The sequence below is a fragment of the Erwinia sp. V90_4 genome (assembly GCF_029967685.1).
Lineage (GTDB): Bacteria > Pseudomonadota > Gammaproteobacteria > Enterobacterales > Enterobacteriaceae > Erwinia > Erwinia aphidicola.
Window position 1 is genome coordinate 86,530 of record NZ_JASCAQ010000035.1, and the last position, 13,173, is coordinate 99,702.

The following is a 13,173-nucleotide window of genomic DNA, read 5'->3' on the forward strand; positions in this document are numbered from 1 at the left end:
GAGTTGCATCGAGGCGGCAAGAGAATGAGTCCCGATGAGCTTACTCCAGTAAGTGATTCGGGTGAATGAACGCTGCCAACAAAGATGCAGCTTGAAGTATGACGGGTATAACAGTGCGCGGCAGTCGCTGTATACCCTCGCGCAGAAATCTGTCACTCGTGCTTGTGCAGGGGTTCCTGGCGCTCGAAGATCACCTCCATGCGGGCGCCACCCAACGGGCTGGCGCTGGCGATGATATCACCGGCGTACTGTTCCAGAATATCACGTGCCAGCGAAAGGCCCAGCCCCTGGCCGGGGCGCAGGGTGTCGGCGCGCTGGCCGCGAATAAACACCAGATCGCGTTTATTTTCCGGGATGCCGGGGCCATCGTCCTCAACAATCAGGTGGAGTGAGTTGTCGGTCTGACGGGCGGTTATCTCCACAAACTCCAGGCAGTATTTACAGGCGTTATCCAGCACGTTGCCCATCACTTCCATAAAGTCGTTCTGTTCACCGACGAAAATCAGCTCGGGAGAGATATCCAGCGTCAGCACCACGCCTTTGCGCTGATAAACCTTGTTCAGCGCGGAGCAGAGGCTGTCGAGCAGGGCAGGGACGGAGTGCAGATCGCGCTTCAGCGCGTGGTGATCCGCCTGCATGCTGGCGCGGTGCAGATAATAGCCAATCTGCTGCGAGATACGGCTGATCTGCTCCAGCATAATTGGCTCAGCCTGCTCCACCGACAGGTTTTGCCCACCGCGCAGTGAACGCAGCGTGGTCTGCAATACCGCCAGCGGCGTTTTCAGGCTGTGGGTCAGATCGCTCAGCGTCGTGCGATAGCGGGTATGGCGCTGACGTTCGTTATCCAGCAGCATATTCAGGTTGCGCACCAGCCCTTTCAGCTCCTGCGGCGGCGCGGGATCGAGCGTTTCACGGCTGCCGCTCTCCAGTTCGCGCACCTGGCCCGCCAGCGCGCCAATCGGGCGCAGGCTCCAGTGCGCCGCCAGCCACAGCAGCGGAATAATCAGCAGCAGGTTGGCCAGCAGTACATAGCTGAACCACGACCAGACCACGTCCGAGTGCTGAAGCTCCTGCGGGATTGAGTCGACCACCACAATGGTCAGTTCCGGCAGGGTAGTCGTGGCTTCATAGCGGTTAACCGCCACCGAGTGCGTAAAGGTGTCATCCCCGTCGTCGTCATAGGCGGTCAGCTTATTCTGCGCATCACGGTCATTGCCGAGCACTTCGCGGCTTGTGTGGTTATTGGTATCGATTTCGTAAAAGTCAGATTTATTCAGCCATTCACGGCGGATTTTGCTGCGGATATCCGGCACGTCGCGCTGCTGCCACAGCAGGTTGCCGCGATCGTCATAGATAAACACCAGCGCCGGAAAATTGAGGCTCATCCGCTCCGGCTGCACGATACTGAGCTTATTGTCCTGCCACTGAGCAAGGGTAAAAAACAGGTTACTTTCGCTGCGCAGAACGCGGTAGGTATTCTTATCAAAGCTAACGACATAGCCCACCACGGCAACCATGCCGTAGGAGAGAGACATGGTTAACACTACCGCAGCGGTAGCAAGCAGGAAACGGACCCGCAGCGAGAGCGGTTTTCTTCGGCGCCAGCTAAAGCGCATTTACAGGTCGAAGCGGTAGCCCTGACCGCGCACCGTGGTGATCACTTCCAGCGGATGCTCCGCCTGCATTTTTTTGCGCAGGCGCCCCATCAGTACGTCGATGGTGTGGCTTTCGCGCAGTTCAGCATCGGGGTAGAGCTGCAGCATCAGCGAATCTTTACTCACCACTTTTCCGGCATTGCGGATCAGGGTTTCGATGATGGTGTACTCAAAGGCGGTCAGCTTAATGTGGTTGTCGTTGATGGTCAGCTCGCGGCGCGAGAGATCCACCTGGAAAGGGTGCAGGGTAATAATCTGTGAGGCCAGCCCGCTATTGCGGCGCATCAGCGCCTGCATGCGCGCCACCACTTCTTCGATATGGAACGGTTTAGTGACGTAGTCATCGGCACCGGCTTCCAGCGCTTCGACCTTTGCCTGCCAGCCGTCGCGCGCGGTCAGCACCAGAATCGGCTGACGCACTTCCTGGCTGCGCCAGCGGCGGATCATCGCCATGCCGTCTTCATCAGGCAGGCCGAGGTCGACCAGCGTGATATCCGGAGTGTGCTCATTGAGAAAATAGTCAGCTTCTTTCGCGCCCTCGGCGGCGTCCACCTGATGACCCATCTCACGCAGCTGAACCGCAAGATGATGACGCAGCAGTGGATTATCTTCCACAACTAACACACGCATAATCTAATCCTTAAACAAAGAACTGCCGGAGTCGACAGCATAAACTGCCTTGAGTATAGGAGGAAGCAGATAAACAGCAGCTTAACACGGGCTGACTAGCGCCAGCCCGCGTGGGGAGGGGTTACTTCAGGTCGTCAACCATCTGCACAGCACGGCCAATGTAGTTCGCTGGCGTCATCGCTTTCAGGCGGGTTTTCTCTTCTTCCGGCAGCGCCAGACCGTCGATAAACACCTTCATGCCTTCCGCATCGACACGCTTGCCGCGGGTCAGCTCTTTCAGCTTCTCATAAGGCTTCTCGATGCCGTAACGGCGCATGACGGTCTGGATTGGCTCGGCCAGTACTTCCCAGTTGTGGTCCAGCTCGTCCAGCAGGCGGTCGCGGTTCACTTCCAGCTTAGAGATGCCTTTCAGCGTTGCCTGGTATGCAATCAGCGCATAGCCCACGCCCACGCCAAGGTTGCGCAGCACGGTGGAGTCGGTCAGGTCGCGCTGCCAGCGGGATACCGGCAGTTTGCTTGCCAGATGCTGCATCACCGCGTTCGCCAGGCCCAGGTTACCTTCTGAGTTTTCGAAGTCGATGGGGTTAACCTTGTGCGGCATGGTAGAAGAACCGATTTCACCGGCAATGGTTTTCTGCTTGAAGTGGTTCAGCGCAATGTAGCCCCAGACGTCGCGATCGAAATCGATCAGGATGGTGTTAAAGCGCGCCATGCAGTCAAACAGCTCGGCGATATAGTCATGCGGTTCGATCTGCGTGGTGTACGGGTTCCAGGTAATGCCCAGGGAAGTGACGAACTCTTCGCTCAGCTGATGCCAGTCCACTTCCGGATAGGCCGCAATGTGGGCGTTATAGTTACCGACAGCACCGTTAATTTTACCCAGCATTTCGATGCGTTCCAGCTGGCGCAGCTGGCGTTCGAAGCGGTAAGCGACGTTCGCCATCTCTTTGCCCAGCGTGGACGGGGTGGCTGGCTGGCCGTGGGTACGTGACAGCAGCGGAATATCCCGGTACTGCACCGCCAGGTCTTTCACTGCGGCGATGATTTTGTTCCAGTAAGGCACAATCACCTCACGGCGAGCGGTTTCCAGCATCAGCGCGTGCGACAGGTTATTGATATCTTCAGAGGTACAGGCGAAGTGAATAAATTCAGATACCGCGTGCAGGGCAGGGACGGCTTCAACTTTCTCTTTCAGGAAGTATTCGACGGCTTTCACATCGTGATTGGTGGTGCGCTCGATGGTTTTAATGCGCGCAGCGTCAGCTTCGCTGAAATTGCTGACAATGGCATCAAGGAAAGCGTTTGCGTCGGCGTCAAATGCAGGAACTTCCTTGATCACAGCGGTTTCGGCCAGTTTCTGTAACCAGCGAACTTCAACCTCAACGCGGAATTTCAGCAGGCCAAATTCGCTGAAAATACTACGCAGTGGGCTGACTTTGTCGCCATAACGACCATCAACAGGTGAGACGGCGGTCAGAGAGGATAATTCCATTGTTGCTGCTCCAGATCGGTTTAATAAAATCAGGTTGGGGTCCCGTTGATGCGGGCCAGAATCGCTTTCGCCTCGTTGACTAAGCGGTTACGGGAGAACATCAGCTGCAGGCGGCCACCGCCGACCTGCTGCCACAGCACTGCTGCGCGGATACCCGCCAGCAGTGAGGCTCGAACTTTACTCTGCACCTGGGCATTTTGCAGAACCGCCGGAGAACCGGTGACCTGAATGCGCGGGCCGAGCGGGCTGATTACGTCGACATAAATTGCGGCCATGGCGCTCAGCAGGGTATCGGACTCCAGACCGTAGTGCGCCAGCTGACGATCGAGCTGGGCGATGCGGGTTGAAAGCTCATTTAGCGCGCTTTTACTGGCGTTGAGCTTACGCTCCAGCACCATCATGCTCAGGGTATAACGCGTCAGCTCGGCGCCCAGGCCCTGGCGGCTGTTGCTGTTCAGCACCGCAATCAGGGTTTCCAGGCCAAACTGCAAATTGGCTTCATTGTCACCGTACACCGCCAGCGTGGAGGACGGATTGAGGTCCAGCAGGCTGTTCAGCGTGATTTTCAGCGCGTCCGGCGGGCACTGGCCCTGATGCGCCAGCTGTTGCACCAGGTGAGCTGACTGGCAGATGCCCGCCAGCGCCAGAGTAATATCATAATAGTTCTTCGCCACGTTTACTCCTGTATGCGGACCGAATTACGCGTTTACCAGCGGCAGGCGCTGTTCGATAATGCCGCCACCAAGGCAAACTTCATCGAGATAAAATACCGCTGACTGGCCTGGCGTCACTGCGGCAACCGGCTGGTCAAAACGCACTTCAATGCGGTCTGCATCAATCGGGGTCACGGTGCAGGGGATATCTTCCTGGCGATAGCGGGTTTTCACCATGCAGCGCAGCGGGGCGCTCAGCACTTCGCGGTCAACCCAGTGCAGCTGTTGGGCAATCAGGCCCACCGACATCAGGCGCGGGTGATCGTGGCCCTGCGCCACCACCAGCGTATTGCCGGCGACGTCTTTATCGACCACGTACCACGGCTCTTCATTGCCGTCTTTAGTGCCGCCGATGCCCAGCCCTTTACGCTGGCCGAGCGTATGATACATCAGCCCCTGATGCTGGCCTACGGTATCGCCATCTGTGGAAACAATCGGCCCTGGCTGCGCGGGAAGATAGCGCCCGAGGAACTCGGTAAATTTGCGCTCGCCGATAAAGCAGATACCGGTTGAATCTTTCTTCTTCGCGGTCACCAGCTCCAGCTGCTCGGCAATGCGGCGCACTTCGGGTTTCTCTAATTCACCCACCGGGAACAGACTTTGTGCAATCTGCTCATGGCCGAGGGTGTAGAGGAAGTAACTCTGGTCTTTGTTGCCGTCAAGACCGCGCAGCAGGCGGCTTTTGCCGTCCACATCCGCGCGGCGCACGTAGTGACCGGTAGCGATATAGTCGGCACCCAGGTCTTCGGCGGCAAATTCGAGGAAGGCTTTAAACTTGATCTCTTTGTTGCAGAGAATATCCGGATTTGGCGTGCGGCCAGCTTTGTACTCCGCCAGGAAGTGCTCGAACACGTTGTCCCAGTATTCGGCGGCAAAGTTGACCGTGTGCAGATAAATCCCGAGTTTGTCACAGACTGCCTGCGCGTCGGCTAAATCTTCCGCCGCCGTGCAGTACTCTTCGCCATCGTCCTCCTCCCAGTTTTTCATAAACAGGCCTTCAACCTGATAGCCCTGCTGCATCAGCAGCCAGGCGGAAACGGAGGAGTCAACACCGCCGGACATCCCGACGATCACTTTTTTTTGGCTATTAGAGCTGTTTGACATGAATTACCCGACTTTAAGTTTTAAGGAGTCGTTAAAGGCGACTCTGATAAAATTGCGGCGCATTCTATCATGCGTCGGCGATCAGCGCACTCTCGCTAAATGGCCACTGGAAGGCGCTGAGGATCTCCAGCGGGTAGCGCGGGGCGCTCAGGTAAATCTGCAGGCTTTCCGCCACCAGCGGCGAACGCAGCTTGCGCGAAGTGATAATCTCCTCCGGCGGCAGCCACCAGCAGCGGTCGATATCGCGGTCCTGCGGATAAGTTTCCACAGCTTTTGGCAGGTCGAGTGCGAACAGGAAGCGTAAAAACGGGGTGTTATCCGGCGCTATCCACTGGTGCAGGAGTAAGAAAGCCTGCGGTACGGCATCAATACCGGTCTCCTCGGACAGTTCGCGAACGGCGGCCTGCAGCAGTGTTTCATCGGCTTCCAGATGCCCGGCAGGCTGATTCAGCGTGGCACGCCCGCGCACCCGCTCCTCCACCACCAGAAACAGCCCTTCGGCCTGGACCACGGTGGCTACGGTTACGTGCGGTTTAAACATGGTGCTCTCCATTAGGTTAAAGCGCATGGGTTGTCACACGCGAAGTCGTCAGATTTCACTGCTGATATCGCGCCATTCGCCGGGGGCCAGCCCGTTGAGTTGCAGTGCCCCCATTGAATAGCGGATCAGACGCAAAGTCGGGAAGCCAATATGTGCGGTCATCCTGCGTACCTGGCGGTTGCGCCCTTCAAACAGGGTGATTTTCAGCCAGCAGGTCGGGATGGCCTTGCGTTCACGAATGGGCGGTTGACGATCCCACAACCACTCCGGAGCGGCCACTTTTTCTACCTGTGCAGGTAGAGTAGGGCCATCTTTCAGATTTACGCCAGTGCGCAGTGGCTGAATGTCGCTCTCCTGCGGGTCGCCTTCCACCTGAACATAATAAATTTTCCCGGTGCGTTTACCCGGCTGCGTAAGCTTCGCCTGCAGTACGCCATCGTTGGTCAGCACCATCAGCCCCTCGCTGTCGCGGTCAAGACGCCCGGCGGCGTAGATACCCGGCAGCGGAACATAATCCTTCAGCGTGGCGCGCCCGGCTTCATCCGTGAACTGCGGCAGCACGTCAAAAGGCTTATTAAACAGCACCACGGTACGCGGGCCTTTGTCCACGATCGGTGCGGCTTTACGCTGGCTGAAACGTTTAAGGCGGTGATTCGTAACGGGAGTTTTTCGCATAGTCTTTGCACTTGGTAACAATAGGCGCATTATACCGCAAACCCGAGAAGATTGGCGCGGAGTCAATATTCAAGTAGTATTGACGCGCATCTTACAAATCATTAACAAAAAAGCGCTCGATAGGAGAGGTTAATGGAAAGCAAAGTAGTTGTTCCGGCGGAAGGTCAGAAAATCACCCTGGTCCAGGGAAAACTCAACGTACCAAACAATCCAATCATCCCGTTTATCGAAGGTGATGGCATTGGCGTTGACGTGTCTCCAGTGATGATTAAAGTTGTCGATGCCGCTGTGCAGAAGGCTTACAACGGTGAGCGTAAGATTTCCTGGATGGAAATTTATACCGGTGAGAAATCGGTAGAGCTTTATGGCCAGGATGTTTGGCTGCCAGAAGAAACTCTCGAACTGATTAAAGAATATCGCGTAGCCATCAAAGGCCCACTGACCACCCCGGTCGGCGGCGGTATTCGTTCCCTGAACGTTGCCCTGCGTCAGCAGCTGGATCTGTACATCTGCCTGCGTCCTGTCCGTTACTACACCGGCACACCAAGCCCGGTTAAACGCCCGGAAGAGACCGACATGGTTATTTTCCGCGAGAACTCCGAAGATATCTATGCAGGTATCGAATGGAAAGCGGGTAGCGCGGAAGCAGATAAAGTCATCAAGTTCCTGCGTGATGAGATGGGCGTGAAGAAAATTCGCTTCCCTGAGCAGTGTGGTATCGGCGTGAAGCCGTGCTCTGAAGCAGGCACCAAACGCCTGGTTCGCGCTGCCATCGAATACGCTATCACTAACGACCGTGATTCCGTTACCCTGGTTCACAAAGGCAACATCATGAAGTTCACCGAAGGCGCTTTCAAAGACTGGGGTTACCAGTTGGCGAAAGAAGAGTTCGGCGGCGAACTGATCGATGGCGGCCCATGGATGAAAATCAAGAACCCGAACACCGGCAAAGAGATCGTGGTTAAAGACGTGATCGCCGATGCATTCCTGCAGCAGATCCTGCTGCGCCCGGCCGAGTATGACGTTATCGCCTGTATGAACCTGAACGGTGACTACATTTCTGATGCCCTGGCGGCGCAGGTTGGCGGTATCGGTATTGCTCCGGGTGCTAACATCGGTGACGAATGTGCACTGTTCGAAGCCACCCACGGCACCGCACCTAAGTATGCAGGCCAGGATAAAGTGAACCCAGGTTCCGTTATCCTGTCCGCAGAGATGATGCTGCGCCATATGGAGTGGTTCGAAGCCGCAGACCTGATCGTTAAAGGCATGGAAGGCGCAATTGCTGCCAAAACCGTGACCTATGACTTTGAGCGCCTGATGGATGGCGCTAAGCTGCTGAAATCTTCAGAGTTTGGCGACGCGATGATCAAACACATGTAATCAGCCTTGCTGATGATGTGCTGACGGGAACCTGCGGGTTCCCGTTTTTATTTCTCAGGAGCGGGGATTTATTAAATAAATCATCAAAATTGCGCACCTGTGAAGATCGTTCGCGTGATACTCGATGCATTTTTGCCAAAATCATCTTAAATCATATTTTGATAAATTATCGACATAGCATTAAAAATATGCTCGATGCTATGAGTAAAAAAGTTATTACATGAATAATATTATTTTGAGGGAGGGATGACATATGTAGTGTAACCGAAAAAAATTATTGATAATGGATTAATCGGTAAAGAAATTTATTTTTAAGGAATGACTTGATAAATATAAATGCAGGTCTTGAAAACCTTGCGCAGTTGAAAATGATATTTATAAGTATTTTTCATAATCATAATCATAATCATAATCATAATCATAATCATAATCATAATCATAATCATTTTTTTGTGATTTCATGAGTTTTTATCCCTGCGCCGTTTATAATACACCCCAATATTTTCGAATCTGATGTTATTTTAACTGATGCCACCAAATTCCAATTCAGTCGCTTCAACAACATTGCAGCTGAGTGACTGCAATATACATCATACTAAGTGGGAAGGTTTAGGATAAAGATATTGAGTACCGAAAAATTCTAAGAAGGAGCATATCTGCGCCCCATTTCTTCTTTCTGATATCGTTAACAGGGCTGCTGGGCTTAGAGCATCATTTACGTGCCGATGCAATGTACGCCGCTTCCAGCATCACTGACAATGCCAGTCCTGGCAGCGCTTTCGCAAAGCCTCTGACTTACTGCCAGGCGGTTGTGGATTGACCCACTTACTCACCACAATAGAGTTCGCCAACGGCCAGTTGGCAGGCATCCGAGATATCCAAAAAATCCGAAAAGGTAAATAACTAATGAGTGAAGCTAAAACAGAGGAGGTAAGTACCGTAATAGTTTACCGCAAACTAATGATTGGTGATATCGAATTTATGAATCGGTTGAAGGATGTAAATATTCACTTCTGAACTTCCTGAAAACCTTAAAGAGACAGGTGCTGCTCCTAGCTTGCTTTCTCTAGCTAGAACGCGAATGCATAGCAGGCTTGAGTGTTTGCCTGCTTGGCAATTGTAAAACCCGATGATGACCGTGTAGTAAGCATCACAAGGGTTTTACAGATTATTCCTGATGATGATAGAAAAAACATTTATTTCAAATCAAAGCTGAATTGCGAATGAAATGATGAATCTGAAGTAACCATTATTGGAGGGTTGTCATAGCCATCAAAATTAAATTGGTCAGCGGTTATGTCGATATAAAACCCTTCATGCTCAAGCCACGCGTGATTGTTGCGAGTTGACGCGTCGCTATCGTACATATTTCCTGATCTCGATATGCAGTCGATGTTCAGTTCTTGTTTAAGCCTTTTTCTAAGGTGCTCACATGCGCTACCGCACCATCCTTTGGGAAAGGAGGACGGGTGGTAACCGTAAAGGATTCTAGGATTGCTTTCAAAATAATCTCTTACATCCTTGCATACCATAAAAATTTCTTTTTTCAGATTTAGATCCATTATTTTTCCTCAGAAAAAAACTTGAGTATAAGTATGACAGAGTGTTGTCCTAAAGCGTGACCGACACCTATCCTCTCAGATTTCTACCAGACTTGGTATAGGTAAAACTATTATGCCCTTATGACTCGCTCTCACCAGTGATTGATGATTTCATGGGTACAGCTGACAACATCGTCTGTGCCACTGAAGCCCACACCCTGACGTGCTATTACTTACAAATCTTTTTATGGATTCACCCGCTGCTGACGGTGATTTATCAGATGGAAAGACATTTGAATACGATAACGGTTGTGGACTCAATAAGAAGTACCCGATTAGACTAGCATTTTCTTTTTTTTTAAAATAACATGGTCGCCTTGAGCTATCTCAGAGGTGATCATGGCTATTCCTGAATGGATTATTATAACTTTTTTGGTTTTCTTAGTCGTTGCTATTTTAGTTTTCTTAATTTACCTTTCTATAGATATAGTTAATACTCTTTCAAAAAGAACACTGAAAAAGAAACTAGAAATAGGATTGTGTCATGACGATTTGAGTTTTTCGGACTTTAAAAACTTACAGTCAAATTTGAATTTGAGCGATAGACATGTCCATTCTGCTTTGCTAAATTTGAAATCAAATTTGGACTTTGGCGCTGATGAAAAGCGTGCTGTTATTAAGCCCCGACTAGATGGATTAATAAAAGAATTTAATACTAACAAACCTTTCAGTGAGCTTCCCATTGGATTAGTTGAACCTTTGGTGGAAGCAAAATCAAAATCATCTGAGCCAAAGATTATTGATGATTTGTCTGAGAAAATAACCATTCATCTGAAAAGAAAGAAAAGAAATGATTTATTAATAAGCTTGGCAACATATATAGGTCTTATTATTGGTTTGATTGGGACTGTTTCGGGTCTAATGAAGTAAATTAAATTAAATTAAATTAAATTGATTGGCAGAAATTTCGACAATTTCTTGTGTCTTAAAAGTAGGTTGTGCGCTATAAAGTTATGGTTTTAATGTCAAGGTTTTTTTGTGAAATATTAAATTTATTCAATGAGATTAGCGTTCTGGTTTTCCTTGTCTTCAACAACCTTGTTGACTGCGAGGCAGGTAAAATCTTCTGCTGGCACGACGAAGCGTGAGCAATATCTCAGGCTCGTGAAGGGGTTGAGTCAGTCCTCTAACAAATCAGTGTTTAACATCAATGGCCCCCGGTTGTGAATGTCTGCGAGAGATTTATCGCTTTCAGCCGTAACGATTAGGAAGCCTTTTTTTCGTTACCAGAGTTAGACAGTGCTTTCTGATAGTACTAAAGAACAGAGGAGAATTCTTTTAAGGAAGATGTAGTAGGGCTGATTCCCTCGAACCCTCCAGCTTCTTCCACCCGTACTCGCCATAAACTATAATGATCACATGGCCATGATTCCACAACGGCATTAACATCCGGCTGGTGGCTGCTGTATTAACGCACGCATTTATGGGTGGCTGTTTATCCCACCAGCCTGGTGCATAGCCCCAGTGAACGGGATCAAGATGCGGCTTATTGTCTCGCTGGTTAAGAAGCAGAATGCAAGTGCCTTGAGCAACATTGTAACGGGCGATAGGCTTAGAGTCATAAATGATGTTCTGATCATGATGGCCTGTGAGTTTATTGAGAAATTCTTCTGTGGCTCGATAATGCGTGAATCGTCCGCACAGTGGGGACCTCCTGTTAAAAGGTTCGGCCTGTTCGAGGCTGTAAAACGATGTAGCCAAGCGTAGCTGTGGACTTTTCTCCAGTCTATCCAAAAGCTGCTGATCGGACAGTGCAATGTGTTTAGCCATGGTGAAGCTACCGGCTTTAACGGCTCAATTTAGTGTTCTATGACAATCAGGCTGGCATAAAGCTGCAGACACCGGGTAACCGGAGCGTTTTCCTTTTTTAATTTGTGGTCTTGTTCCTGATTTGAAATGAGCGGAACATAGGATGACCTCAGTTGAACGCGGCTGCTTCAATGTTAATTAGTACTGAAAATCTACGTAGCAACAGTGCAGATACCAAACTTGCCTGCACGCTAGCTGCGGTTGCCGGAGCCCTGAACACAGCAGCCTTTGAAGTTGTGGGCTTTTTCTCTGCCAACATGACCGGTAACGTCTCTTCTCTATCGGATCACCTTGCTAAAGCCAACCTGGCACCCGGCATTTTCTTTTTCGAAATTGTCTGTATCTTCATCGCCGGCTCAGCAGTCTCTACCTTTATGATCAATGCGGGTCGCAGAAGAAACATGCGCGCGGTTTATGCCATGAACATCATTTGTGAGGGGATTGGCCTTGTCGTACTGGGGATGGTTGAAATCTGGCTAAAACCTGTTTCAGCAGGCGTCGTACTTATCCTGAGCCTGAGTTTTCTGATGGGATTACAGAATGCCGTGGTGACGCGAATATCCAACGCACGAGTCAGAACAACGCATATTTCAGGGACGTCAACGGATATCGGTATAGAGTTGGCCATGTTATTTGATGTGGTCAGACGAAAAGAATCCCCTAAAGATGCCCCGCTATATCTTGAAAGACTCAGGCTGCACGCCTCGACGTTAGGGGCCTTTCTCTTGGGTGGTGTGGCGGGTATCTGGCTGTTCCATCTGCTGGGATATGGGTTTCTGATATTTGTAGGGATATGTGTGATTGTGCTGGCAGTGCACAACATGCTGCATAAGAATAAGGATTGATGAAAAAAAGGAATAGCCCATGATCGTCAGAACCTGGCACGGCTGCGTGCCTCTCAAACATGCTGAAGGCTTCAGCGCACACCTGCAGAAAACCGGTATTGAACACTCTCAAAACACCCCCGGAAATCAGGGAGCATCTGTTCGGCGCGCAACTCAGGGCGAGTGGGAGCATTTCTTCCTCGCGACCCGCTGGCCGGGCGTATGTATGAAGCGGCTGATATACAGAGCGCTATAGAGGAAAAGCAATATACGATTGTTGAGCAGGTGCTGGAAGCTGTTAAAGCCCGCGCCAGCTATTACAGTAAGCAGCTCGAAAACCAAACGTTCCTGGAGGTATATATGTTTGCAAAGATAATAGACAACACGATCTGGTGCGGATACAAGATGGTTGCTATCACCGAATTTGTGCGGGTAGAAGAGAACAAATTGCTATATGGTCAAAGAGAATACAGGCTTACCCTTGCCAATGGCCGCGTAGTAAACATCATTCTGCACCAAGAAGATTGGCAAAAACTTGAAGGGGAATCAATCAACGTTCACCTTTGAACCGTTTGGCTCTCATGCCCCTAAAGGGGCTTTTTATAACGTGAGTTTTCGTTCGACTGAGCACCAACCCCCTTCAGGGCAACTTTACCCTTGAATCCAATACCTGAAGACACGAAAAATCGCCACTGGTAACTGGTAACTGGTAACTGGTAACTGGTAACTGGTAACTGGTAACTGGT

General features: G+C 50.8%; 13 protein-coding genes. 4 read left to right on the forward strand and 9 right to left on the reverse strand.

What is annotated here, in order from left to right:
* Positions 1-152: 152 nt before the first annotated feature.
* The 7 genes from phoQ to rluE all read right to left on the reverse strand — a co-directional run bounded on the left by phoQ (position 153) and on the right by rluE (position 6,840).
* Positions 153-1,616 (reverse strand): two-component system sensor histidine kinase PhoQ, encoded by a 1,464-nt coding sequence (gene phoQ / locus QLG07_RS04970; RefSeq protein ID WP_048916330.1) that lies wholly within the window; start codon positions 1,614-1,616, stop codon positions 153-155.
* A complete protein-coding gene (gene phoP, locus QLG07_RS04975) occupies positions 1,617-2,285 on the reverse strand; it encodes a two-component system response regulator PhoP (RefSeq protein ID WP_048916329.1) in 669 nt (222 codons plus the stop codon).
* Positions 2,286-2,406: 121 nt separating this feature from the next.
* The gene (gene purB, locus QLG07_RS04980) at positions 2,407-3,777 is read right to left on the reverse strand and encodes an adenylosuccinate lyase (RefSeq protein ID WP_048916328.1); all 1,371 of its coding nucleotides are present in this window, start codon (positions 3,775-3,777) and stop codon (positions 2,407-2,409) included.
* A 29-nt stretch (positions 3,778-3,806) separates the two neighbouring features.
* Positions 3,807-4,451, reverse strand: coding sequence for a high frequency lysogenization protein HflD (gene hflD, locus QLG07_RS04985; protein WP_282468626.1), 645 nt, complete (start codon positions 4,449-4,451; stop codon positions 3,807-3,809).
* A 24-nt stretch (positions 4,452-4,475) separates the two neighbouring features.
* A complete protein-coding gene (gene mnmA, locus QLG07_RS04990) occupies positions 4,476-5,594 on the reverse strand; it encodes a tRNA 2-thiouridine(34) synthase MnmA (RefSeq protein ID WP_282468627.1) in 1,119 nt (372 codons plus the stop codon).
* Between the two features lie 67 nt (positions 5,595-5,661).
* A complete protein-coding gene (locus QLG07_RS04995; protein ID WP_282468628.1) occupies positions 5,662-6,135 on the reverse strand; it encodes an NUDIX domain-containing protein in 474 nt (157 codons plus the stop codon).
* A gap of 48 nt (positions 6,136-6,183) precedes the next feature.
* Positions 6,184-6,840 (reverse strand): 23S rRNA pseudouridine(2457) synthase RluE, encoded by a 657-nt coding sequence (gene rluE, locus QLG07_RS05000; protein WP_282468629.1) that lies wholly within the window; start codon positions 6,838-6,840, stop codon positions 6,184-6,186.
* Between the two features lie 102 nt (positions 6,841-6,942).
* Here rluE and icd point away from each other — a divergent pair, with 102 nt between their 5' ends.
* Positions 6,943-8,193, forward strand: coding sequence for an NADP-dependent isocitrate dehydrogenase (gene icd / locus QLG07_RS05005; protein WP_048916323.1), 1,251 nt, complete (start codon positions 6,943-6,945; stop codon positions 8,191-8,193).
* A gap of 1,196 nt (positions 8,194-9,389) precedes the next feature.
* Here icd and QLG07_RS05010 read toward each other — a convergent pair.
* Positions 9,390-9,755 (reverse strand): hypothetical protein, encoded by a 366-nt coding sequence (locus QLG07_RS05010; protein WP_282468630.1) that lies wholly within the window; start codon positions 9,753-9,755, stop codon positions 9,390-9,392.
* Positions 9,756-10,133: 378 nt separating this feature from the next.
* Here QLG07_RS05010 and QLG07_RS05015 point away from each other — a divergent pair, with 378 nt between their 5' ends.
* On the forward strand, positions 10,134-10,664 hold the full coding sequence (locus QLG07_RS05015; protein WP_282468631.1) for a hypothetical protein: 531 nt from the start codon (positions 10,134-10,136) through the stop codon (positions 10,662-10,664).
* 408 nt (positions 10,665-11,072) lie between these two features.
* Here the strand turns inward: QLG07_RS05015 and QLG07_RS05020 are convergent, their stop codons facing one another.
* Positions 11,073-11,564, reverse strand: a complete 492-nt coding sequence (locus QLG07_RS05020; RefSeq protein WP_282468632.1) for an SOS response-associated peptidase family protein — start codon at positions 11,562-11,564, stop codon at positions 11,073-11,075.
* A gap of 170 nt (positions 11,565-11,734) precedes the next feature.
* Here QLG07_RS05020 and QLG07_RS05025 point away from each other — a divergent pair, with 170 nt between their 5' ends.
* Positions 11,735-12,448 (forward strand): YoaK family protein, encoded by a 714-nt coding sequence (locus QLG07_RS05025; RefSeq protein ID WP_282468633.1) that lies wholly within the window; start codon positions 11,735-11,737, stop codon positions 12,446-12,448.
* Positions 12,449-12,610: 162 nt separating this feature from the next.
* On the forward strand, positions 12,611-12,994 hold the full coding sequence (locus QLG07_RS05030) for a hypothetical protein (RefSeq protein ID WP_282468634.1): 384 nt from the start codon (positions 12,611-12,613) through the stop codon (positions 12,992-12,994).
* The last annotated feature ends 179 nt before the right edge of the window (positions 12,995-13,173 follow it).

Excerpts from the sequence above, each read along its gene's own strand:
- rluE (WP_282468629.1), bottom strand. The coding sequence starts at position 6,840 with ATGCGCCTATTGTTACCAAGTGCAAAGACTATGCGAAAAACTCCCGTT.
- phoQ (WP_048916330.1), bottom strand. The coding sequence starts at position 1,616 with ATGCGCTTTAGCTGGCGCCGAAGAAAACCGCTCTCGCTGCGGGTCCGT.
- QLG07_RS05025 (WP_282468633.1), top strand. The coding sequence starts at position 11,735 with ATGTTAATTAGTACTGAAAATCTACGTAGCAACAGTGCAGATACCAAA.
- purB (WP_048916328.1), bottom strand. The coding sequence starts at position 3,777 with ATGGAATTATCCTCTCTGACCGCCGTCTCACCTGTTGATGGTCGTTAT.
- QLG07_RS05010 (WP_282468630.1), bottom strand. The coding sequence starts at position 9,755 with ATGGATCTAAATCTGAAAAAAGAAATTTTTATGGTATGCAAGGATGTA.
- mnmA (WP_282468627.1), bottom strand. The coding sequence starts at position 5,594 with ATGTCAAACAGCTCTAATAGCCAAAAAAAAGTGATCGTCGGGATGTCC.
- QLG07_RS05020 (WP_282468632.1), bottom strand. The coding sequence starts at position 11,564 with ATGGCTAAACACATTGCACTGTCCGATCAGCAGCTTTTGGATAGACTG.
- QLG07_RS04995 (WP_282468628.1), bottom strand. The coding sequence starts at position 6,135 with ATGTTTAAACCGCACGTAACCGTAGCCACCGTGGTCCAGGCCGAAGGG.
- icd (WP_048916323.1), top strand. The coding sequence starts at position 6,943 with ATGGAAAGCAAAGTAGTTGTTCCGGCGGAAGGTCAGAAAATCACCCTG.
- phoP (WP_048916329.1), bottom strand. The coding sequence starts at position 2,285 with ATGCGTGTGTTAGTTGTGGAAGATAATCCACTGCTGCGTCATCATCTT.
- QLG07_RS05015 (WP_282468631.1), top strand. The coding sequence starts at position 10,134 with ATGGCTATTCCTGAATGGATTATTATAACTTTTTTGGTTTTCTTAGTC.